This is a genomic window from Methylobacterium radiodurans (assembly GCF_003173735.1).
Lineage (GTDB): Bacteria > Pseudomonadota > Alphaproteobacteria > Rhizobiales > Beijerinckiaceae > Methylobacterium > Methylobacterium radiodurans.
Map to the genome: position 1 here is coordinate 2,591,487 of NZ_CP029551.1, position 20,865 is coordinate 2,612,351.

A 20,865-nucleotide genomic window follows, 5' to 3' on the forward strand; every position below is an offset into this window, starting at 1 on the left:
ACGTTCGACGGGCAGCCCGTCGCGACAATGGGAGGGCATCGTGGCTCAGGGAAGCATCAAGACCGCAATCGTTACCGGGGCCGCCTCCGGCATCGGATTGGCGACCGCCAAGGCGCTACAGGCCGCCGGCTACCGCGTGTTCGGGACGAGCCGGAAGCTCGCCCCAGACAAGAGCAACGGAATCAGGATGCTGGTCTGCGATGTCACGGACGAGGCATCCGTCGCCGTCATGGTCGAGACGGTCTTCGGCGAGACCGGCCGTATCGACCTTCTGGTGAACAACGCCGGCTTCGGCATCAGCGGCCCGGCCGAGGAGACCTCGGTCACGCAGGCCCAGGCCATGTTCGACGTGAACCTCTTCGGCGTCATCCGGACGACGCAGGCGGTTCTCCCGCTGATGCGGGCGCAACGAGGCGGCCGCATCGTCAACGTCAGCTCGGTGCAGGGCCTGATACCGGCCCCCTTCATGGCGCTGTACGGCGCCAGCAAGCACGCGGTCGAGGGCTACTCGGAGTCGCTCGACCACGAGGTGCGCGGCCAGGGCATCCGGATCGTGCTCGTCGAGCCCGCCTTCACGCGCACCGCCTTCGACCAGAACCTGGTCCGGCCCGACAAGCCCCTCGACATCTACGCGGCGGACCGCGCCGGGCGCGGCAAGTTCTTGAGCGAGGTCATGAAGACCGCCGACGCGCCCGAGGTCGTGGCGAAGGTCGTCGTGAAGGCGGCTACCGCGGAGGTGCCGAAGCGCCGCTACGCCGCGGGACCGAAGGCGCGGCAGGTCAGCCTCCTGCGCCGCTTCGTTCCGGCGAGCGCCTTCGACAAGGCTCTCCGGAAGGAGATGCAGCTTCCGCCGCTGGCGTGACGACCTGCCGCCGGCTGTCCTCGTCTCGGACGGCCGGCGAGGAGAACCGCGACCGGCGCGTCCGGGTGGCCCGCACAGTACCCGCCACCCGCTCGGTCATCCGGCGACGCATCGGGTCCTGCCGCGCGCCCCAACGCCGTCGGGCGGTTTCCCTAGGCGTTGGCGTTGAGATAGGCGCCCTCGTGGTCGAGGTGCAGGTAGTTCGGATTGAACAGGGCCACCTTGCGCAAGGCGAGGAAGTCCGGAACCGTGAACTGGCGTCCCTTGAAGACGATCAGCCCCGAGGCCCGCATCTCCCGAAGCGTGCGGTTCACGTGCACGCTGGTCAGGCCCGTCGCGTCCGCGAGCTCGACCTGAGTCACCGGGAACGGGCAGGTGTTACCCTCCGTCAGGCCGACGGCGCGCAGGCGGAGGAACACCTCGCAGAACAGGTGCGCCAGCCGCTCCAGCGCCGTGCGGCGTCCGAGGTTGAAGGTCCATTCCCGCTGGATCGCCGCGTTGACCAGGGTTTCCCACCACAGCGCCCGCGTCACGCGGGGATGCCGGTCCATCAGATTGAGCAGATGCTCGCGCGGGATCACGGCGAGCCGCACGGGGGTGATCGCCGCGATGGCGTGGTCCATCTCCCGGAACACGAAGACATGCAGGTCGCAGAGGTCGCCCGGCACGAAGAAGGCGACGATCTGCCGGCGGCCGTCCTCCAGCTGCTTGTAGCGGTAGGCCCAGCCGTCGAGGAACAGGTTGACGTTCTCCGGGGTGTCGCCCTCGCGGATGATGTCGGTGCCCGCCTCGCACAGGCGCACCTTCCTGCCCAGCCCGTTCAGGGCGTCCTTGTCCGCGTCCGAGAGGCGCGTGAAGTGCTCGAGCTTCCTGATGAGACGCTGCGGCATGCTCGCTCCGCGCGCCCTGCCCGCGCGCATCGTCACGATAGCCGGGCGGGGCAGAACGGAATTTCACATAGGTGATTGCCCTACCGTCGCGCCGTCAGGTGCTCCAGCACGCCCGGCGTCGCGTAGCCGTCGGCGGTGAGACCCTCGCGGATCTGGTAGCGGCGCAGGGCCTCGCGCAGCTTCGGGCCGGCGCGCCCGTCGGCCTCGCCCTCGTACAGGCCCTCCGCCTTGAGGCCGGTCTGGAGCGCCTTCAGGCCGGCCGAATCGAGCCGCGTCGCCGCACTCGGCCAGGGTGCCGCGAGGGCCGGGCCGCCGGCGAGCCGATCCGCGAGGTGTCCGACCGCGAGCGCGTAGGAATCCGAGGTGTTGTAGGCCCGGACCACCTCGAAGTTGTCGGTGATCAGGAAGGCCGGCGCCCCGAGGCCGCCCGGCAGGAACAGGCTGGCCCGGCCCGAGGCGGGAAGGGGCGCGCCGTCCGTGCGCCGCACGCCGGCCCGGGCGAAGTCGGCGAGATCGCCGGCGTAGCGTGTGAGGTCGTAGCCCGGCGGGAGCGCGACCGCGTAGCCCCAGGAGATGTCGGGCTTCCAGCCGAGATTATGAAGGTAGGCGGCGATCGAGGCGAGCGCGTCCGCCTCGCTCGTCCAGATGTTCCGGTGGCCGTCGCCGTCGAAATCGACCGCGTGGCGCAGATAGGTCGAGGGCAGGAACTGGACCTGCCCCATGGCGCCGGCCCAGCTTCCCTTCATCCGGTCCGGCGCGATGTCGCCGCGCTCGAGGATGGCCAGCGCGTCGAGCAGCTCGTTGCGGAAGAGGTCGCCCCGGTGCCGGGCCTGGGCCAGCGTGGCGAGGGCGCGGATCGTCGGCACGCTGCCGCCGCTCGCGCCGAAATCCGATTCCACGCCCCAGAAGGCCAGCACGATCCAGCGCGGCACGCGGTAGCGCGCCTCGATCGCCGCGAGCGTGGCGTCGAGCGCCCGCGCGCGGGCCTGGCCCCGGGCGATCCGCCCGGCCGAGACGGCGCCGACGAGGTAGTCCCAGACCGGGCGGCCGAACTCGCCCTGGCGGCGCGTGCGCGCCAGGATCGCGGGATCGGGGCCGGGGATGTCGGCGAAGGCGGCCGTGAAGGTCTTCGGCGAGATGCCGCGCGCCGCAGCGTCCGGCCGCAGCGCCGCCAGGAATGCGGAGAAGCCGGCGTCACGGGCGGCGGCGGGGCCCGGTCCGGTGCCCTGCGCGGCGGCCGGGCCCGCGAGCGCGAGCCCGAGCACGAGGCAGGCGAGAATCCGCCGCGGCACCGGCTCAGATCCGGTTGCGCTTGGCGAGCTGGTCTTCCCAGTCGAGGGCCTGACGCACGATGCCCTCCAGGTCGTCGTGGCGCGGCACCCAGCCGAGTTCAGCCCGGATCCGGTCCGAGCCGGCCACGATCCGGGCCGGATCGCCCGGCCGGCGCGGGCTGAGGCGCACCTCGAAATCCCGGCCCGAGACGCGCTTGACCACGTCCACAACCTCCAGCACCGAGTAGCCGCGCCCGTAGCCGCAATTCAGCGTCAGACTGGCCCCACCGGCCCGCAGGTGCTCCAGCGCGACGCGGTGCGCCTCGGCGAGGTCGGAGACCTGTATGTAGTCGCGCAGGCAGGACCCGTCCGGCGTCGGGTAATCGGTGCCGAACACGTCCATGTGGCCGCGCCGGCCGAGCGCGGCCTGGGTCGCCACCTTGATCAGGTGCGTGGCATTCGGCGTCGACTGGCCCGAACGGCCGCGCGGATCGGCGCCCGCCACGTTGAAGTAGCGCAGGACCACGTAGCTGAAGCCGTGCGCGCGCGCCGCGTCCTCGATCATCCACTCGCTCATCAGCTTCGAGCGGCCGTAGGGATTGATCGGGTTGGTCTCCAGGGTCTCCGGTACCGGCACGGTCGCGGGCTCGCCGTAGACGGCGGCCGTCGATGAGAAGATCACGTGCCGGATGCCGCTCCGCACAGCGGTCTCGATCAGAGCACGCGTCTTCACGGTGTTGGCGAGGTAGTAACCCAGTGGGTCGGCGACCGAGTCCGGCACCACGATGCGCGCGGCGAAGTGGGCGAGCGCGTCGCAGCCGTGCTCGCGGATCGTGCGGGCCACGAGATCCGCGTCGGCCACGTCACCGCGGACGAGCGTCACCTCTGGCGGCAGCAGCCAGTCGAAGCCGGTGGAGAGGTCGTCGAGCACGACGACGTCCTGCCCCGCATCGACGAGCGCCAGCACCATGTGGCTGCCGATATAGCCGGCGCCACCCGTGACCAGAACCGTCATCCTCGCGCACTCCCGCCGAACCATCCGGGATCCCCAACCCTTTCGGGGTCAAGCTTCGCCGTCGAGGTCTCAATAGACCTTGATAGGGCAAAAGTCGTGCTATCTCTGCGGACGCATCACCGCGTTCGCGCGGGCCGCGCCGTCCCGTCCACGATCAGGTTCCGACGATGAAACCCATCCGCAAGGCCGTCCTCCCCGTCGCCGGACTCGGCACGCGCTTCCTGCCGGCGACCAAGGCCGTGCCGAAGGAGATGCTCACGGTGGTGGACCGCCCCGTGGTGCAGCACGTGGTCGACGAGGCGCGGGAGGCCGGCATCGAGCACTTCATCTTCGTCACCGGGCGCGGCAAGGCGGTGATCGAGGACCATTTCGACATCGCGTACGAACTCGATCGGACGCTGCAGGAGCGCGGCAAGCAGGCGGCCTACGAGGAGCTGAAGCGGGACCTGCCGAAGGCCGGCCAGACCAGCTTCACCCGCCAGCAAGCGCCGCTCGGCCTCGGCCACGCGGTCTGGTGCGCCCGCGAGATCGTCGGCGACGAGCCCTTCGCCGTGCTGCTGCCGGACATGCTCAGCCGCGGCTGCATGGGGCAGATGCTGGAGGCCTACGACCGCCATGGCGGCAACGTCATCGCGGTCGAGGAGGTGAAGCCCGAAGAGACCCACCAGTACGGCATCGTCAACGTCGGCGAGACCTTCGGCCAGACCTTCGAGATCACCGGCATGGTCGAGAAGCCGAAGCAGGGGACGGCGCCCTCGAACTACATCATCTCAGGCCGCTACATCCTCCAGCCCGAGATCTTCGCGATCCTGGAGAAGGGCGAGACCGGGGCCGGCGGCGAGATTCAGCTCACCGACGCGATGATCAAGCTGATGGCCGATCAGAGCTTCCACGGCATGCGCTACGAGGGCCGGACCTACGATACCGGCTCGAAGATCGGCTTCCTCACCGCCAACCTCGCCTATGCCCTGGAGCGGTCCGACCTCGCTGGACCGCTCAAGGCGGAGATCGAGCGGCTCCTCGGCGAGGCCTGAGGGGTCGGTCAAAAGGCAACGAGCAAGATGATCGCGCGCGATCGATAAGCGTCCGGGCGCATTTGCATCGCAAGCGATCGAGCCATGCGCGACAGGCAGGGTTCCGGCATCGGTAAAGGCTTGCGTTTTGTGCGGCGCACTTTAAATTTTGCATTGCGAGATCGCGATGGCGTCGCGGTCCCGCAGCCCTTCTTGGGCGTTTCCTCCCTAGACTTCGGGCCGCTCCTTCGGGAGTGGCCTTTTTTCTTTTCCGGATGCCCGCTACTCGGCGGCGATGCGCTGCGGCGAGAGATCGCCGATTCCGCGCGCCACCTCCGCGACGATGTCCTGCAATGCATCGGCGAGTGCGCCGAAGCCCGGCGTCACCGCAAGGCTGGCCTCGTTCATGTAGAGGCCGCGGTTGATCTCAATCTGGAGCGCGTGACGGGCCAGGTTCGGCTCGCCGTAGTGCTCGGTGATGAAGCCGCCCGCGTAGGGCTTGTTGCGCACCACCACGAAGCCGCGGGACCGGAAGGCGGCCTCGACCCGCTCGGTCAGCGCGGGCGCGCAGGCCGTGCCGAAGCGGTCGCCCAGCACGATGTCGGCCTTCGGGTCCGCCTCGCGCCCGAGGCTCGACGACGGCATTGAATGGCAATCGATCAGGATGCACTGGCCGAAGGTCCGGGCCGTGCGCTGGATCAGGGCGCGCAGGGCTCGGTGATAGGGCTTGTAGAGCCGCTCGATGCGCTCGACCGCCTCCTCGACGTCGAGCCGTCCGCCGTAGATCTCCTGCCCGTCCGCCACCACGCGCGGCACTGTGCCGAGGCCGCCGGCGACCCGCATCGAGCGCGTGTTGGCAAACGGCGGCAGGCGGCCCGAGAACATGCGCGGGTCGAGCTCGTAGGGCTCGCGGTTCACGTCGAGATAGGCGCGGGGGAAGTTGGCCCGCAGCAGCGGCGCGCCCATCGCGACGACCGAGGCGAACAGGCGATCGACATAGGCGTCCTCCGAGCGGCGCAGCGCCAGAGGCTGCAGCCGGGAGGCGGCGAGGAAGCCGGGCGGGTAGACCGCGCCCGAATGGCCGGTGTTGAAGACGAAGGGCAGGCTGTGGCGCGCCGGCTCATCGACCGCGAAGGGGGGCGCGAAGCCCAGAACGTCGGCAGGGTCCGGGGAGGACGGTATCATCGCGGCGGATTTGCCCCAGCAGGTCGGCCAGTCGGCATGCCCACACTGTGGGGCGGGCGGGACGCCCTGTCCACTGCGGCGCGGGTCGGACGCTGTGGCACACGCGCGGCGGTGCGCCACGTCACGCGGGCGGCCCGCCAGATCCTAACGCCTTGTTTACCACCGGCTCCCTTTATGGAATGAACGCGTGCGACTCGAAGGGTTCGGAACCGTCCGATGAAGATCCTGCTGGCGGAAGACGACAACGACATGCGGCGCTTCCTGGCCAAGGCGTTGCAGAACGCCGGCTACGACGTGCTGTCCTTCGACAACGGTCTCTCGGCATACAACCGCCTGCGCGAGGAGCCGTTCGAACTGCTTCTCACCGACATCGTGATGCCGGAGATGGATGGGATCGAGCTGGCCCGCCGCGCCACCGAGCTCGACCCGGACATCAAGGTGATGTTCATCACCGGCTTCGCCGCGGTGGCGCTCAACCCGGACTCGAAGGCCCCTAAGGACGCCAAGGTCCTGTCGAAGCCCTTCCATCTGCGGGACCTCGTCAACGAGGTGGAGAAGCTGCTGGCCGCCTGAGGCGTTGCCGGCGCACCATAGGCAGGCCGCTCGCGCCTGCCCTATATGGACGTGTTCCAAGCTCAGGACACGCCCATGCAGCCGGTCACGATCTACACCACGGCGTGGTGCCCCTACTGCTCGGCGGCCAAGAGCCTGCTGAAGGAGAAGGGCGTCGCCTTCCAGGAAATCGACGTCGAGAAGACCGCCGGCGCCCGGGCCACGATGGTGCAGCGGGCCGGTGGCCGCACCAGCGTGCCGCAGATCTTCGTCGGCGAGACCCACGTCGGCGGCTGCGACGACCTCTACGCGCTGGAGCGCGGCGGCCGCCTCGACCCGCTCCTGAAGGACCCGGCCGATGCCTGAGCCCGGACGCTTCGTCGCCGCCTGCGTGCAGATGCGCTCGGGCCGCGACCCGCTCGTGAACCGCGACGCCGCGGTGGCCGGCGTGCGCGAGGCGGCAGAGGCCGGCGCGCTGTACATCCAGACGCCCGAGATGACCTCGCTGGTCGAGCGCAGCCGCGAGCGCCTGTTCGCGGCCGTGACCGAGCAGGAGGCCGACCCGACGCTCAGCGCGCTCCGGGAGGCCGCCCGCGAGACCGGCGCAGTGATCCAGATCGGGTCGCTGGCGGTCCGCAACGGCGACAAGGTCGCCAATCGCGCCTTCCTGATCGGGCCCGACGGCGCGATTCTGGCAGCCTACGACAAGCTCCACCTCTACGACGTCGACCTGCCGAACGGTGAGCGCTGGCGCGAATCCGCGACCTATACGGGCGGGGCCTGCGCGGTGGTGGCGGGGACGGCGCTCGCGACGATCGGGCTCGGCATCTGCTACGATATCCGCTTCCCGGCCCTGTACCGGGCGCTGGCCGAGGCGGGCGCCGACGTGATGACAGCGCCCGCCTGCTTCACCCAGCAGACCGGCGAGGCGCACTGGCACGTGCTGCACCGCGCACGCGCGATCGAGACCGGCTCCTTCATGATCTCGGCCGCGCAAGGCGGGCATCACGAGGACGGGCGCGACACCTACGGCCACTCGATCATCGTCGATCCCTGGGGCCGCGTGCTGGCGGATGCCGGCGGGGCGGAGCCCGGCGTGATCCTGGCCGAGATCGACCTCGCGCGCGTGGCCGACGCGCGGGCACGGATCCCGACGCTGCAGCACGCCAAGCCATTTCGGGTGGAACGGGTGGGCGCCGCGGACTGAGAACGCTGGATCTCTTCTCCACGCGCGTTGGGGGAGGGGTCTGTCTCCTCCGACGCGCTAATCACGATCGGTACGCGGTCCGACCGAACGCCGCACCCATTGCGCCCGCCCGCCCGAACAGCCACGTCCGGCACTGTCCCCGTCACGACCCACGATCATGATCCGCTACGCCCTCGTCTGCGAGGCCGGCCACGAATTCGAGAGCTGGTTCCCGTCCTCCGACTCCTACGACGACCAGGCCGCCCGCGGCCTCGTCGCCTGTCCGGTCTGCGACACGACGAAGGTCGGGAAAGCTCTGATGGCGCCGCGGCTCGCGCGCACCGATCAGCTTCCCGCACCCGTCCCGCAGCCTACGTCTACGGCGACCGTGCCATTGATCTCGGAGCCCGAACGGCAGGTGCGCGCGATGCTGAGGGCCTTCCGCGCCCACGTCGTCGCGAATTCGGAAGCCGTGGGCCCGCGCTTCGCCGAGGAAGCGCGCAAGATCCACTACGGCGAGAGCGAGGAGCGCTCGATCCACGGGCAGGCGAGCCCCGAGGAGGCCCGCGCCCTGATCGAGGAAGGGATCAGCGTCGCGGCGCTGCCGATCGTGCCCGACGACCGGAACTGAGCGCGGCTGTCCCCGCGACCGAGGCGAGCGCGAAGGCGATCACCGCGTTCCAGCCGGCGAGCGACAGCCCGACGATGCGCAGCGCCGCCGTCGAGCAATCGGTCACGCGCGTGTTCGCGAGGGCGTCGCGGAAGCTGCCGAGATCGGCCGGGTTGGCGCTGCCGCCGCCGCAATCGGTCGGGCCCGGCCAGAAGCCCCACTCGGCGCCCGCGTGGTAGACGCCGAGGCCCGCGCCGTAGAGCAGGCCCGCCGCCGCGAGCCCCAGCGCCAGACGGGCGAGGCGCTCGGGAAGGAACAGGCCCGCCACCGCGAGCGGAATCGCCGCGTAGTAGGGCAGGCGCTCGGTCAGGCAGAGCTTGCACGGGCTGTAGCCGTAACCGTGCTCCAGCACGAGGGCGCCGCCGACGGTGAGGACGGAACCGATCAGGACGGCGAGCGCCGCCCGCTTCAGACGCAACAGCGCGATCTCGTCGATCACAGGATCACCTTGAACAGGACGAAGCCGAGGACGATCACGGCGACGGAGATCGCCGCGACCGCGTTGAGGTGCCGGTCGAGTACGCCGCGGATCTGCACGCCGTAGCGGCCGAGAAGGGCCGCCAGCAGGAAGAAGCGCGCCCCGCGGGTGACGACCGACAGGACCGTGAACCAGAACAGGCTGTAATGAGCGAAGCCCGAGGTGATGGTCACGAGCTTGTAGGGGATCGGCGTCAGGCCCTTCAGCAGGATCACCCAGTGCCCGTAGGAGGCGTAGGATTCCTGGAAGGTCGCGGCCGAGTTCTGCAGGCCGTAGATCTTGATCAGCCACTGCCCGAGCGAGTCGAAGAGCAGCGCGCCGATGGCGTAGCCGACGAGGCCGCCGAGCACGGAGGCCACGGTGGTGATCGTCGCGTAGAACCAGACCCGGTCCGGACGGCTCACCGCCATCGGAACCAGCATCACGTCGGGCGGGACGGGGAAGAACGAGCTCTCGGCGAAGGCGACGGCGCCGAGTGCCCAGGGCGCGGACGGCTTTCCGCTGAGCGCGAGTATCCACTCGTAGAGGCGGCGGATCATGCGGGTCCGGGGTCGTACGGTCGGGAGAGCGCGGCCCTTTGAGCACAGCCGTGCGGCGGATGCCAGCGGGCATCCGCGCTATCTCCGGCGGGAGATGCGGCAGGTTTCCGTCCGCTCGCATGGAGGGCCAACGATCCCCTCTCCCCGCGCATGGGAAGAGGGGCAGGAGGCGCGGGATCAGGCCGCGTCCGGCATCCGGTCGAGGAGCTTGTCCAGCGTGATCGGGTAGTTCCGCACGCGGATGCCGGTGGCGTTGTAGATCGCGTTCGCGACCGCGGCGCCGACGCCGCAGATGCCGAGTTCGCCCACGCCCTTCGCCTTCATCGGCGAGGACATCGGATCGACCTCGTCGAGGAAGATCACCTCTTGGTGCGGGATGTCGGCATGGACCGGCACCTCGTAGCCCGCCAGATCGTGGTTCACGAAGAAGCCGCGGCGCGTGTCGACCTCAAGCTTCTCCATCAAGGCCGCGCCGGTTCCCATCACCATCCCGCCGATGACCTGGCTGCGGGCGGATTTCGGGTTGAGAATGCGCCCGGCCGCGCAGACGCAGAGCATTCGCCGCACCCGGACCTCGGCGGTGTCCGCATCGACTCCGACCTCGACGAAATGCGCGCCGAAGGTCGATTGCTGCTGCTGCTCGGTGAGCTTGCCGAACTCGATCGTGTCCTCGGCCGCGATCTCGCCGTCCCGCACCGCCTCGGTGAGCCGCACGGCGCGGTTGCCGGAGCGGACCTCGCCGTCCTCGAAAACCGCGTCGGTGGCGTTGAAGCCGAGGCGCTGCGCAACGCTCTCGCGCAACTTCACGCAGGCGGCGTAGACGCCCGCGGTCGAGGAATTGGCGCCGAACTGGCCGCCGGACCCGGACGAGACCGGGAAGTCCGAATCGCCCAGCCGGACGACCACCCGCTCCAGCGGCACGCCCATCATCTCGGCCGCGGTCTGGGCGATGATCGTGTAGCTGCCGGTGCCGATGTCGGTCATGTCGGTCTCGACGGTGACCGTGCCGGCCCCGTCGAGGCGCACCCGCGCGCCCGACTTCATCACGAGGTTGTTGCGGAAGGCCGAGGCCATCCCCATCCCGACGAGCCAGCGCCCGTCCCGGACCGCGCCCGGCCGCGCGTCGCGCTTCTCCCAGCCGAAGCGCTCCGCCCCGAGGCGCAGGCAGCCCACGAGGTCGCGGTGCGAGAAGCGCCGGTCCGGCTTGTTCGGATCGACCTGGGTGTCGTTGCGGATGCGGAACGCCACCGGGTCGAGCCCGAGCTTCTCCGCCATCTCGTCCATGGCCACTTCGAGGACCATCAGCCCCGGCGCCTCGCCGGGCGCCCGCATGGCGTTGCCCTCGGGCAGGTCCAGTTCGGCGAGCTTCATCGCGGTGAGCCGGTTCGCGCCCGCGTAGAGGAGCTTGGTCTGGCTGACCGCGGTCTCGGGGCTGCCCTCGGGCAGGTTGCCCGAGGTGCTCTCGTGCGCGATCGCGGTGATCGTCCCATCCTGTCGGGCGCCGATGCGCACCCGCTGGATCGTGGCCGGCCGGTGCGTGGTGTTGTTGGCGATGAGCGGGCGCGTCAGCGCGACCTTGACCGGGCGCCCAGCGGCCCTGGCGCCGAGTGCCGCCAGGATCGCGTCGGCGCGCACGAACAGCTTTCCGCCGAACCCGCCGCCCACGTAGGGCGAATCGAGCCGGACCTTCTCCTTCGGCAGCCCCAGGATCTTGGCGATGCTGCCGTGGCCCCAGCCGATCATCTGGTTGGCGGTCCAGAGCGTCAGACGGTCGCCCTCCCAGGCCGCGACGGTCGCGTGCGGCTCCATCATGGCGTGGCTCTCGTCGGCGGTCGTGTAGCTCTGGTCGAGCGTCACGGGTGCCTCGGCGAAGGCCGTCTCGAAATCGCCGACCCGCTCCTCGCCGTCGGCGCCGCTGCCCTCGCCGCTGTCGGCCGGCACGGGTTCCGCCGATCCGGCCGCCTCCGCGAGATCGAAGCGGCCCGCCTCAGGCGCGTAGTCGACATGCACCAGGAAGGCCGCCGCGCGGGCCTGCTCGAAGGTCTCCGCCACCACGACGGCGAGCGCCTGGTGGTAGTGCTGGATGACGTCGCCGCCGAAGAGGTAGGCCGTGTTCATCACGCCGCGCTTGAGGCGGGGCGTGTCGAGAGTCGTCACCACCGCCAGCACGCCGGGGGCCTTCAGCGCCGCTGCCGTGTCGATGCCGGTGACGCGGCCCTTGGCGATGGCGGAGCCGAGCACGTAGCCGTAGGCCGCGTTCGGCGCCGCGTCGTGGCGCTCGTAGGCGTAGGGGGCGGTGCCCGTGGTCTTGTACTTGCCGTCGATGCGGTCGGTCGGCTGGCCCACGACCTTGAGGCGGTCGATCGGGTTCTGGCCCGCGGGGGAGTCGAACTTCATGGCTCAGGCCCTCGCTTGATTGAGCGCCGCGCCGAGGATGCGCTCGGCGAGCTTCAGCTTGAACGCGTTCTCGTGGGTGGGCCGGGCCTTGGCGAAGACCTGATCGGTCACGGCCTTGGCGCCCTTGGGCAGGTCGGCCTCGGCCGCCTCGACGCGCCACGGCTTGTGGGCGACGCCGCCGAAGGCGACGCGCCCCGTCCCGTCCGGGCCGATGACGGCCGCCGCCGAGACCAGCGCGTAGGCGTAGGAGGCCCGGTCGCGGACCTTGCGGTAGATGTGCGTGCCGGGGACCGGCTTCGGCAGGGTGACCGCGGTGATCAGCTCGCCGGGCCGCAGGGTGGTGTCCACCTCCGGCCTGTCCTCGGGCAGCCGGTGGAACTCGGCGATGGGGATCCGGCGCTCCGCGCCCGCCGCATCGACCGTCTCGACGGTCGCGTCGAGCACGCGCATGGCCACCGCCATGTCGCCCGGATGCGTGGCGATGCAGGCCTCGCTGGAGCCGATCACGGCGAGCGTCCGGTTCACCCCGTCGAGAGCCGAGCAGCCCGAGCCCGGCCGGCGTTTGTTGCAGGCCTGGGCGGTGTCGTAGAAGTACGGGCAGCGCGTGCGCTGGAGCAGGTTGCCGGCCGTGGTCGCCCGGTTGCGCAGCTGGCCCGAGGCGCCCGCCAGCAGGGCGCGGGAGAGCACCCCGTAATCCTTTCGCACGCGGGCGTCGGCCGCGAGGTCCGTGTTGCGCACGAGAGCGCCGATGCGCAGGCCGCCCTCCGGCGTCTCCTCGATCCCGTCGAGCCCGAGCCCATTCACGTCCACGAGATGGGTCGGCGTCTCGATCTGGAGCTTCATCAGGTCGAGCAGGTTGGTGCCGCCGGCGATGAACTTCGCGTGCGGGTTGCTCGCGACGGCTGCCGCTGCCTCGGCGGGGCTCGCCGGGCGCTCGTAGCTGAAGGCCTTCATGCGCGCCTCCCGGCGACCTCGGTCATCGCCTCGACGATGTTGGAATAGGCGCCGCAGCGGCAGATGTTGCCGCTCATGCGCTCGCGGATCTCGGCCTCGGTGATCTCCGGCGCCGCCTCGAGGTCGGCGGTGACGTGGCTGGGGATGCCGGCCCGGATCTCCTCCAGCACCGCGACGCCCGAGCAGATCTGGCCCGGCGTGCAGTATCCACACTGGTAGCCGTCGTGGCGCACGAAGGCGGCCTGCATCGGGTGCAGGGCGTCAGGCTGCCCGAGCCCCTCGATCGTCACGATCTGCGCGCCCTGGTTCATCACCGCGAGCGTGAGGCAGGCGTTGATGCGCCGCCCGTCCACGATCACCGTGCAGGCGCCGCACTGGCCGTGGTCGCAGCCCTTCTTCGATCCCGTCAGGTGCAGGTGCTCGCGCAGGGCGTCGAGCAGACTGGTGCGGGTATCCAGTTCGAGATCGCGCCTCTGGCCGTTCACCGTGAAGGCCACGGAGGCCATGACAGGCCTGTCGCTGCCGGCGGCCGGCGCCGCTGCGGCGGATGCATCCACCATCGAGTCCCTCCGGTTCAGAGCGTGTCGTCCGGCGACCGGCCCGAGCGGGCCGGCGGCAGCGCGGACACTTCAGATCGGCTCCAAACTAGGGTGCTGGCGGGCGTCGATCAGGGGGCCGGACGCAGCGGCATGTGGTCCGAGCGGAGCCCTACCGGGCGGCCGGCGACGCGGCGCCGCGCCAGAGCCGCGTCAGGTCGAAGCCCGCCGGATTGCCCCCGGGCTCCACCGCGACCGTGGCCGTGCGGCCGGAGACGAGGCGGACGCCCTCGGGCGCCGGATCGAGGGCGATCCGGACCGGCACGCGCTGGGCGAGGCGGACCCAGGCGAAGGTCGGGTTCACGCTGGCTAGGAGATTCGAGCCCGCCGTGCGCTCCCGGTCCTCAATGCCGCCCGCGAAGCTCTGGACCCGCCCCGTGAGCGTCGCCGTCTCTCCCATCAGACGGACCCGGGCCCGGTCGCCGACGTGGATGCGCGGCAGCTTCGTCTCCTCGAAATAGCCCTCGACCCGCAGGGTGTCGCTGTCGATCAGCGCCATCACGCCGCGACCGGTGCTGACATAGGCGCCGGGGCGCAGCTCCATGTTGGTGATCCGCCCGTTGACGGAGGCCTTCACGGCGGAGCGCTCGAGATTCAGCTTGGCGAGATCCCGGTCCGCCATCGCCTGATCGTAGGCCGCCTTCGCCTCCAGGTCGGCGGCGCGGGCGGCCTCGACCCGCTGCTGCGACACGGCGGCGTCGCTGAGCTTGGCGTAGCGGGCATAGTCGGCCGCCGCCTGCTCGGCGCTCGCGCGCTTGCCCTCAACCACCGCCTCCGCCTGGCGCAGCGCCAGGGCGAAGCGGTCCGGATCGATCCGGAACAGGACGTCGCCCCGCTTCACCACCTGGTTGTCCTCGACCAGCACCTCGGTGACGAGGCCGGAGACGTCGGGTGCGACCGCCACCACGTCGGCGCGCACGCGCCCGTCCCGGGTCCAGGGCGCCTCCATGTAGTAGTCCCAGAGGGCAAGGCCGACGACGAGGGCGGCGGCGACCATCCCGAGCGTGACGAGGAGACGGACGGCGAGGGCGAGGAACCGGGGCATCACGATTGTCCAGGGGCAGGGCGGCGGGATCGGGCGGCGCGCTCACGAGATGAGCGGCACCGCGGCGGACACGACGGCGCCGAGGAGCAGGACGTAAAGGGCGAGGTCGAAGAGCGGCCGGTGCCAGACCAGGCGGTAGAACCCGGCTCGCGCCAGGATCCACCGGAGCGGCAGCACGATCACGAAGGCGAGCAGCATCCAGGCCGCGAGGCTCGGCACGAACACGCCGTAGAGGTCGAGTTCGCCCTTCATGCCGCAAGCTCCGGTCGCGCCGCCGAGGGATGGGGATGCCGGTAGGCGGCCGCGTCCGGGAAGAGCCCGCGGCGGATCCCGACGAGCCCCATCAGCGCGGCCCGGCCGGCGCTCCGGTCCGTCATCCGGCCCTTGTCCTGGCCGGCATCGCGGCAGACTGCGTCGAGCGCCCCGTCGATCGTGTCGAGAAGGGCCGCCGGCGCCGCCGCGGTGCCGCCCTGGAAATGGCGGGCAAGGGCGGCGAGAAGCCGCTCGACGGCGGCCCGCCCCTCGGCCGAGAGCTGTCGGCGGTCCCGCCGCAGCTCGACCACGTTGATGCCGACGCGGACCTCGGCGAGGAGGTCGGCGGTCCATTCCGTGTCCTCGGGCGGCAGGGCGGCGAGGCGCGGCGCGATCAGGCCCACGCGGTCGAGCATGAGCGCGGCGAGTTCGAGCCCGTTCTGGGCGCCGCGGCGCTCGGCGGCCCGGGCGAGGCTGCGCCGGTTGACCCGCCGCAGGCGCCGGGCCGCCCAGCCGGCGCCGACCGACCGCACGAGGCGCGTGACGAGCGCCGCGGTCCACATGCCGAGGATCACCGCGATGGCGGAGTTGGTGAAAGCGGCGAAATCCGCGCTGTAGCTGCTCTGGAGCGCGATCATGGTCGAGCCGTTGACCGCCGCGCCCATTGCCAGCGGCGCCGTCCGCGGCTGCGTCATGAAGACCCCGCAGAGCAGCAGGCCCGGGGCGAGCGCCAGCGCCAGCATCTCGAAGCTGGTGGCGAGCGGCAGGACCGCGAACAGGTAGGCCCCGGCCCCGAGCGCGCCGACGATCGCCGAGTTGGCGAAGCCGAGGATGAAGGGGGCGGGGTCGTCCTGGGCCGCGAAGAAGCTACAGGCGACCGCGGCCATCATCGGCGCGCCGGCGCCGTCCGGCCAGCCCGTGGCGATCCAGATCGAGGCGGCGATCACGATCGAGAGGAACACGCCGATCGCGGACAGGACGGCCATGCCGTGATCGCGGTGGCGGATCGTACGGGCCGCGGCCGTGTAGCGGAACGCGAGGTCCTCGGTCACGGGTGTGCCGTCCGCGATGTGACGCTGCAGGAGCCGCGCGTCCTGGCGCAGGTCGATGAAGTCCACGAGGCGCGCCAGGAGGCTCGCCAGCACGAGGTCGTGCCAGCCGGGAAGCGGGCCGAGGTCCGGCGCGAGCGCCTCCGCCTCGCGCCGCAGCCGCGCGGCCTCGGCCGGATCCGTGATACCGGCCTCGATCCAGACGGCCATCGCGTCGAGGAGGTCGCGGACGCGCCTTGGCAGCGCCTCCTCGCGCTCAAGGGTCTCGATCCGGTCGGCGATCGCCGAGACGATGGGCAGGAACATCAGCATGTGCTGGCGCAGGATCGCCATGGCCTCCGCCGAGCGCTCGGCGCCCGTCATGTCGTAGCGCAGGGGCGTCGCCAGGGCATCGAACGCGACGGCGTCCGCCGCCAGCCGCAGCCGCTTGGCCTGGCTATCGGCGTCCGAGGGCCCGCGGCCCAGCACGTCCCGCACCCAGCCGCGCGCGTCGCGCAGCCAGAGCTCCAGCCGCCCCGCGATCGTGGGGGCAACCGATTGGGGCAGGACCACCGAGGACATCAGGCTGGCGCAGAGGATGCCGAGCGTGATCTCCTGCGCCCGGGCCACGGCGGTGTCGAAGACGGCCCCGGGCTCGCCGACCGACGGGAAGCCGATCAGCGCCGCCGTGTAGCCCCCGAGCATCATCAGGTAGCTGCGGGGCGTCCGGTCGAGCAGCGAGACGTAGAGGCAGAGCGCGACCCAGAGTGCGATCGCCAGAACCAGCAGCTCCGGCGCGTTGACGAGGTTCGGCACCAGGATGACCGTGACGATGGCGCCGAGCAGCGTGCCGCCCACCCGGTAAACCGCCTTCGAGCGGGTGGCACCGGCCAGGACCTGGCTCGTGATGTAGACCGTGCCGACCGCCCAGTAGGGCTTGGGCAGGTCGATCCACAACGCCAGGAACAGCGCCAGCATCGCCGCGGCAAACGTCTTGATCGCGAAGGCCCAGTCGCGCCAGCCTGGAACGGTCATCGGGCGGGTGCCTCCCCGTCCTCCGCTGCGCCCGCGCGAAGCGGCGCCTGCACGGCCTCGAACACCCTGAGGCTCGCCTCAAGTTCGGCCGCGCTCACCCCACCGAAGACCGTCTCGCGCAACCGGTCGAGGTCGGTCTCGATCGCCGCGACCAGGGCCGTTCCGGAGGGTGTCAGGCTGAGCATCTTGGCGCGCCGGTCGGTCGCGTCCTCCCGGCGCTCGACCAGTCCCGCCGCGCAGAGCTGATCGAGGAGGCGCACCAGCGAGGGGCCCTCGATGCCGAGGGCCTCGGCGAGCGCGTTCTGCCGGGGCTCTCCTCCCATCCGGGCGATCAGCACCAGGGGCAACGCCTTCGCCTCCGAGATCCCGTGCGCCTCGGCGGCCTTGTCCGCGAGGCGCCGCCACTGCCGCCCCGCCAGGAGGAGCGTCTGGGTGTAAGCCTGCCGAAGCCGGCGCAGATCCTTTGTCGTCACCGCGCCGTTCCCGGGAGCCCGCGCCGGGGAACACTCGCCCGGGACACATCGAAACCGATAGGAAGCTATCTATCGCGGCGGCGTCCGGCAAGGTCCCGGGGCACCGCCGCCGTGCATGGCTGTCTAGCGCTCCGCTTCGGCCTGCGATAAGGGAGGCCTGCCCGACTCTGGATGGCTCATGCAGGGTTCGCGCGCGTGCGGGCGTGGCGAAACGGTAGACGCAGCGGACTCAAAATCCGCCGTAGCAATACGTGTCGGTTCGAATCCGACCGCCCGCACCACTCTTTCATGACATTCCACGCAGATCCGAGTTCGCCGGGCGCGGTCTGCGAGACGCGCGCGGCCCGGACATGCGCGATGTCCGGGCCGCGTCGTTCAACCCGCCGGATCTCGTCGGCGCGGGTGCCGCGCCTCCGGCGTGCCGTCAGACGAAGTGCATCGGCAGCGCCAGGGTCTGGGCATAGGCCGCCAGGGCGACGGCGGCGGTGAGGCTCGCGACGGCGGCGACGGTCAGGCGGGTCTTCAGGCTGGTCATGGTCGGCCTCCTTGGCTCGAGTGGCTGTGTTGGGCAGTTAACGTCTGTTTACGGCCAAGGTTTCGCCACATTCGTGCGCGGGCGCACCCGCGAAGCTGAACGCTCGCGCGCGCAACGGTGCGTCGTCCCCGTGCTGGCATGCCAAAGAGCGGGTCCAGAGCGCCGGGCGGGTTGCCTTCTCCCGGACCGGCTGCCATCCCTCGATCGCGCGCGAGGAGCGATGGGCCCGAGGGCTCAGCGCCCGGCAGCGAACAACAAGCCGTACAACGAACGCCGGGGAGTAGAGACGTGCCGAGAAACATCCTGATCCTGGGAGCCTCCTACGGCTCCCTGCTCGCGACCAAGCTGCTGATGGCCGGTCACAACGTGACCCTGGTCTGCCGGCGCAAGACGGCGGACCTGATCAACCGCGAGGGCACCGAGGTGCGGATCAAGCTGCGCGACGAGCCGGAGCACCGCGCGATCCACTCGCACGACCTGCCCGGCAAGCTCGACGCCACGCCGCCGGAGGACGTCGACGTCTCCCGCTACGACCTCGTCGGTCTCGCCATGCAGGAGCCGCAGTACAACAACCACACGATCCGCGTGCTGATGATCAAGATCGCGGCGGCGAAGCTGCCCTGCCTCTCGATCATGAACATGCCGCCCCTGCCGTACCTGAAGCGGATCCCGGGGCTGGCGGGCATGGACCTCGAGGAGGCCTACACCAATGCGGGCGTCTGGGACCGGTTCGAGCCGGGCCTCGTCTCGCTGTGCTCGCCCGACCCGCAGGCCTTCCGCCCGCCGGAGGAGGGGGCGAACGTGCTGCATGTCGGCCTGCCGACTAACTTCAAGGCGGCGACCTTTGCGGACGAAACACACAACCGGCTCCTGCGCGAGCTGGAGGCGGATATCGACGCGGTGCGCCTGGACGGCCAGGACGTGCCGGTCAAGCTCAAGGTGTTCGACTCGCTGTTCGTGCCGCTGGCGAAATGGTCGATGCTGCTGACCGGCAACTATCGTTGCATCACGCCCGACGAGCCGCGCTCGATCCGCGACGCGGTGCACGGCGACCTCGCCCAGTCCCGCGCGATCTACGAGCACGTGGACGCGCTCGCCCGGCGACTCGGCGCCGATCCGGCCGATCAGGTGCCCTTCGAGAAGTACGCCAAGGCGGCCGAGAGCCTGCTCAAGCCCTCCTCGGCGGCCCGCGCGGTAGCGAACGGCGCGCCCTTTATCGAGCGGGTCGATCTCCTGGTGAAGCTGATCGCGCACCAGCTCGGCGAGCCCGACGCCGAGATCGACCGTACGGTGGCCACCGTCGACCGGAAGCTCGGTGAGCGGATCATCGAGGGCTGAGGCACCTTAAGCGTGGGCTGCAACCTCCGCAGTCCGCGCGACCGCCCGGCAGGGAGGCACGTCGCTCTGGCGGGCGATTTGCGCCTCCTTGCCGGGCCCGCTTCTCCGGCGCCCGTAACGCTGCAGCCCGGGCCGGTCTGCAGGGGAGCGACCGTGACGTGACCGGATCCGTCGACAGACTTGGCGCCCTCGCCAGGTAGCGCTTGAGCGTGGCGCGGTGTTGGACCGGACGGCTGAAGCAGCATCCGAGAGAGAAGCGGAACCGTGTTCGCGTCCATCAGGTGGCGGATGCTGCCGTTTCGCGTGCATCTCGCCTGAGCCACCTGGCCGACGGTGTGGTGGCAGTCCCGACCTCCGCGCACATCGTCCGGCGCTGGCGCGTCGAGGGTCTGAGCCCGGCGGAGGCGCCCAGCTTACACCCAGCCATCCCGTGCCGTCCGGCTTAACAGGTTTCCGGGCCTCGCGTATGGAGCTACGTCATGCGCGGCCAATCGCTCGGTTCGGGATCGGCACGCCGAATCAGGGCATCCATGACAGCGTCCATCCCAACTGCGCCCGCAGATTTCGCCAAGTCGGTTTCAGCCGTCTATCGCGTCCTCCTCGGACGTGAGCCAGAGGAGGCAGGGCTCGCCTACCACATCGGTCTGCTCAAGCAATCGCACGATCTCATGGACGTTGTCGGGACGCTGACGCGGAGCCCTGAATTCGCAGCGCGGATGTCGGCCCTGATCTCCGATCCGGCACGCGGGCCGGCACCTGCCCCCGCGGATCTTGCTGAGCCGATCACCATCGTGGACATCGGCGCGCAACGGTTGAGCGACGAATCCCACGCCTATGCGCCACTCGAAGCGGCCGGCTACCGGACACGGGTGATCGGGTTCGAACCCTTGGCGGAGCGTCTTCAGGATCGGAAAACGGCGGAGGCAGACGAGGCGCTCGAGATGCTCCCGTACTTTATCGGCGACGGCTCGCGGCGAACATTCTACATCAACAACTACGACGCAACGTCGTCCCTCTTGCCCTTGAACGAGCGCCTGACAAGCCAATTCGTGGAGCTCGCGTACCTCGACACGGTTCGGACCGAGGACGCCTCCACGCGGAAGCTGGACGACGTTCTGCCGGCGCATCAGCGCATCGACTTCCTCAAACTCGACATCCAGGGATTCGAGCTTGAGGCACTGAAAGGCGCCGAGGCAGCCCTTGCCCGCACCCTCGTCGTCCACTGCGAGGCGTCGTTCGCCGAGATCTACAAGGGGCAGTGCTTCTTCTCGGACGTCGAGATCTTCCTGCGTGCGCGGGGGTTTGCCTTCATCGATATCGTGCACGCCCATCGCGCCGGCTATGTTGTCCCGTCAGGCACCGTCCGCGGTGATCGCCTGCTCTGGGCGGACGCCGTCTTCTTCAAGGAGCCGGAAGGCCTGACCCCATCCGAGCGGGCAGTCCAGGCCGTCATCGCCCAATTCGTCTACGGCAAACATGCCTTGGCGGAGAAGCTCAACGCATTCACGTGATCCCCCTGCGAACGTCAGAATGCTGATCATGGTCGGCTGG

General features: G+C 70.4%; 21 protein-coding genes and 1 tRNA gene. 9 read left to right on the forward strand and 13 right to left on the reverse strand.

The genetic code is table 11. The features are described from left to right. The first annotated feature begins 40 nt into the window (after positions 1–40). Positions 41–862 (forward strand): oxidoreductase, encoded by an 822-nt coding sequence (locus DK427_RS11940; protein ID WP_109951451.1) that lies wholly within the window; start codon positions 41–43, stop codon positions 860–862. Between the two features lie 152 nt (positions 863–1,014). Here the strand turns inward: DK427_RS11940 and DK427_RS11945 are convergent, their stop codons facing one another. The 3 genes from DK427_RS11945 to galE form a co-directional block, all read right to left on the reverse strand. Next, entirely contained in the window at positions 1,015–1,752 is a 738-nt protein-coding gene (locus tag DK427_RS11945; protein ID WP_109951452.1) for a Crp/Fnr family transcriptional regulator, read from the reverse strand. Between the two features lie 80 nt (positions 1,753–1,832). Then, entirely contained in the window at positions 1,833–3,044 is a 1,212-nt protein-coding gene (locus DK427_RS11950) for a lytic murein transglycosylase (RefSeq protein ID WP_109951453.1), read from the reverse strand. A 4-nt stretch (positions 3,045–3,048) separates the two neighbouring features. Then, complete coding sequence (gene galE / locus DK427_RS11955; protein ID WP_109951454.1) at positions 3,049–4,038, reverse strand: UDP-glucose 4-epimerase GalE; 990 nt, start codon at positions 4,036–4,038, stop codon at positions 3,049–3,051. A gap of 167 nt (positions 4,039–4,205) precedes the next feature. On the opposite strand from galE, the gene DK427_RS11960 reads away from it, so the two are divergent. Next, positions 4,206–5,072: a UTP--glucose-1-phosphate uridylyltransferase gene (locus DK427_RS11960; protein ID WP_109951455.1), complete on the forward strand. Its 867-nt coding sequence runs from the start codon at positions 4,206–4,208 to the stop codon at positions 5,070–5,072. 261 nt (positions 5,073–5,333) lie between these two features. Here the strand turns inward: DK427_RS11960 and DK427_RS11965 are convergent, their stop codons facing one another. Beyond that, the gene (locus DK427_RS11965; RefSeq protein ID WP_109951456.1) at positions 5,334–6,236 is read right to left on the reverse strand and encodes an N-formylglutamate amidohydrolase; all 903 of its coding nucleotides are present in this window, start codon (positions 6,234–6,236) and stop codon (positions 5,334–5,336) included. Between the two features lie 216 nt (positions 6,237–6,452). Here DK427_RS11965 and cpdR point away from each other — a divergent pair, with 216 nt between their 5' ends. From cpdR to DK427_RS11985, 4 genes are all read left to right on the forward strand, one after another. Next, positions 6,453–6,809 (forward strand): cell cycle two-component system response regulator CpdR, encoded by a 357-nt coding sequence (cpdR, locus tag DK427_RS11970; protein ID WP_003603128.1) that lies wholly within the window; start codon positions 6,453–6,455, stop codon positions 6,807–6,809. A gap of 75 nt (positions 6,810–6,884) precedes the next feature. Beyond that, entirely contained in the window at positions 6,885–7,154 is a 270-nt protein-coding gene (grxC, locus tag DK427_RS11975; RefSeq protein WP_109951457.1) for a glutaredoxin 3, read from the forward strand. Then, positions 7,147–7,995, forward strand: coding sequence for a carbon-nitrogen hydrolase family protein (locus DK427_RS11980; protein ID WP_109951458.1), 849 nt, complete (start codon positions 7,147–7,149; stop codon positions 7,993–7,995). Before grxC ends, DK427_RS11980 begins: the two co-directional genes overlap by 8 nt. 157 nt (positions 7,996–8,152) lie before the next feature. Next, positions 8,153–8,605 carry a DUF1178 family protein gene (locus DK427_RS11985; protein ID WP_109951459.1) on the forward strand — a complete coding sequence of 151 codons (453 nt, stop codon included), beginning with the start codon at positions 8,153–8,155 and terminating at the stop codon, positions 8,603–8,605. Here the strand turns inward: DK427_RS11985 and DK427_RS11990 are convergent. The 9 genes from DK427_RS11990 to DK427_RS12030 all read right to left on the reverse strand — a co-directional run bounded on the left by DK427_RS11990 (position 8,562) and on the right by DK427_RS12030 (position 17,441). Next, the gene (locus DK427_RS11990) at positions 8,562–9,083 is read right to left on the reverse strand and encodes a disulfide bond formation protein B (protein WP_109951460.1); all 522 of its coding nucleotides are present in this window, start codon (positions 9,081–9,083) and stop codon (positions 8,562–8,564) included. The two genes, DK427_RS11985 and DK427_RS11990, sit on opposite strands and share 44 nt — an antisense overlap. Next, the gene (locus tag DK427_RS11995; RefSeq protein WP_109951461.1) at positions 9,080–9,661 is read right to left on the reverse strand and encodes a YqaA family protein; all 582 of its coding nucleotides are present in this window, start codon (positions 9,659–9,661) and stop codon (positions 9,080–9,082) included. Before DK427_RS11995 ends, DK427_RS11990 begins: the two co-directional genes overlap by 4 nt. 177 nt (positions 9,662–9,838) lie before the next feature. Then, a complete protein-coding gene (paoC, locus tag DK427_RS12000) occupies positions 9,839–12,058 on the reverse strand; it encodes an aldehyde oxidoreductase molybdenum-binding subunit PaoC (RefSeq protein WP_109951462.1) in 2,220 nt (739 codons plus the stop codon). 3 nt (positions 12,059–12,061) lie between these two features. Continuing rightward, the gene (locus tag DK427_RS12005) at positions 12,062–13,012 is read right to left on the reverse strand and encodes an FAD binding domain-containing protein (RefSeq protein WP_109951463.1); all 951 of its coding nucleotides are present in this window, start codon (positions 13,010–13,012) and stop codon (positions 12,062–12,064) included. After that, a complete protein-coding gene (paoA, locus tag DK427_RS12010; protein ID WP_109951464.1) occupies positions 13,009–13,572 on the reverse strand; it encodes an aldehyde dehydrogenase iron-sulfur subunit PaoA in 564 nt (187 codons plus the stop codon). Before paoA ends, DK427_RS12005 begins: the two co-directional genes overlap by 4 nt. 148 nt (positions 13,573–13,720) lie before the next feature. Then, on the reverse strand, positions 13,721–14,653 hold the full coding sequence (locus DK427_RS12015) for an efflux RND transporter periplasmic adaptor subunit (RefSeq protein ID WP_109951465.1): 933 nt from the start codon (positions 14,651–14,653) through the stop codon (positions 13,721–13,723). Positions 14,654–14,695: 42 nt separating this feature from the next. Continuing rightward, the gene (locus tag DK427_RS12020; protein ID WP_109951466.1) at positions 14,696–14,905 is read right to left on the reverse strand and encodes a DUF1656 domain-containing protein; all 210 of its coding nucleotides are present in this window, start codon (positions 14,903–14,905) and stop codon (positions 14,696–14,698) included. After that, entirely contained in the window at positions 14,902–16,968 is a 2,067-nt protein-coding gene (locus tag DK427_RS12025) for an FUSC family protein (RefSeq protein WP_109951467.1), read from the reverse strand. The genes DK427_RS12020 and DK427_RS12025 overlap by 4 nt, the downstream gene beginning before the upstream one ends. Continuing rightward, on the reverse strand, positions 16,965–17,441 hold the full coding sequence (locus DK427_RS12030) for a MarR family winged helix-turn-helix transcriptional regulator (protein ID WP_204165305.1): 477 nt from the start codon (positions 17,439–17,441) through the stop codon (positions 16,965–16,967). Before DK427_RS12030 ends, DK427_RS12025 begins: the two co-directional genes overlap by 4 nt. 197 nt (positions 17,442–17,638) lie before the next feature. Here DK427_RS12030 and DK427_RS12035 point away from each other — a divergent pair. The 3 genes from DK427_RS12035 to DK427_RS12045 all read left to right on the forward strand — a co-directional run bounded on the left by DK427_RS12035 (position 17,639) and on the right by DK427_RS12045 (position 20,825). Beyond that, a tRNA-Leu gene (locus DK427_RS12035) sits at positions 17,639–17,722 on the forward strand. Between the two features lie 542 nt (positions 17,723–18,264). Beyond that, positions 18,265–19,314: a ketopantoate reductase family protein gene (locus tag DK427_RS12040; RefSeq protein WP_109951468.1), complete on the forward strand. Its 1,050-nt coding sequence runs from the start codon at positions 18,265–18,267 to the stop codon at positions 19,312–19,314. Between the two features lie 530 nt (positions 19,315–19,844). Next, complete coding sequence (locus DK427_RS12045) at positions 19,845–20,825, forward strand: FkbM family methyltransferase (protein ID WP_109951469.1); 981 nt, start codon at positions 19,845–19,847, stop codon at positions 20,823–20,825. Positions 20,826–20,865: the final 40 nt, after the last annotated feature.

What these genes read in the sequence shown, in the direction of transcription:
- DK427_RS11945 (WP_109951452.1), bottom strand. Translation starts at nt 1,752, where the DNA reads ATGCCGCAGCGTCTCATCAGGAAGCTCGAGCACTTCACGCGCCTCTCG.
- galE (WP_109951454.1), bottom strand. Translation starts at nt 4,038, where the DNA reads ATGACGGTTCTGGTCACGGGTGGCGCCGGCTATATCGGCAGCCACATG.
- DK427_RS11960 (WP_109951455.1), top strand. Translation starts at nt 4,206, where the DNA reads ATGAAACCCATCCGCAAGGCCGTCCTCCCCGTCGCCGGACTCGGCACG.
- DK427_RS11965 (WP_109951456.1), bottom strand. Translation starts at nt 6,236, where the DNA reads ATGATACCGTCCTCCCCGGACCCTGCCGACGTTCTGGGCTTCGCGCCC.
- cpdR (WP_003603128.1), top strand. Translation starts at nt 6,453, where the DNA reads ATGAAGATCCTGCTGGCGGAAGACGACAACGACATGCGGCGCTTCCTG.
- grxC (WP_109951457.1), top strand. Translation starts at nt 6,885, where the DNA reads ATGCAGCCGGTCACGATCTACACCACGGCGTGGTGCCCCTACTGCTCG.
- DK427_RS11980 (WP_109951458.1), top strand. Translation starts at nt 7,147, where the DNA reads ATGCCTGAGCCCGGACGCTTCGTCGCCGCCTGCGTGCAGATGCGCTCG.
- DK427_RS11985 (WP_109951459.1), top strand. Translation starts at nt 8,153, where the DNA reads ATGATCCGCTACGCCCTCGTCTGCGAGGCCGGCCACGAATTCGAGAGC.
- DK427_RS11995 (WP_109951461.1), bottom strand. Translation starts at nt 9,661, where the DNA reads ATGATCCGCCGCCTCTACGAGTGGATACTCGCGCTCAGCGGAAAGCCG.
- paoC (WP_109951462.1), bottom strand. Translation starts at nt 12,058, where the DNA reads ATGAAGTTCGACTCCCCCGCGGGCCAGAACCCGATCGACCGCCTCAAG.
- DK427_RS12005 (WP_109951463.1), bottom strand. Translation starts at nt 13,012, where the DNA reads ATGAAGGCCTTCAGCTACGAGCGCCCGGCGAGCCCCGCCGAGGCAGCG.
- paoA (WP_109951464.1), bottom strand. Translation starts at nt 13,572, where the DNA reads ATGGTGGATGCATCCGCCGCAGCGGCGCCGGCCGCCGGCAGCGACAGG.
- DK427_RS12015 (WP_109951465.1), bottom strand. Translation starts at nt 14,653, where the DNA reads ATGCCCCGGTTCCTCGCCCTCGCCGTCCGTCTCCTCGTCACGCTCGGG.
- DK427_RS12020 (WP_109951466.1), bottom strand. Translation starts at nt 14,905, where the DNA reads ATGAAGGGCGAACTCGACCTCTACGGCGTGTTCGTGCCGAGCCTCGCG.
- DK427_RS12025 (WP_109951467.1), bottom strand. Translation starts at nt 16,968, where the DNA reads ATGACCGTTCCAGGCTGGCGCGACTGGGCCTTCGCGATCAAGACGTTT.
- DK427_RS12045 (WP_109951469.1), top strand. Translation starts at nt 19,845, where the DNA reads ATGACAGCGTCCATCCCAACTGCGCCCGCAGATTTCGCCAAGTCGGTT.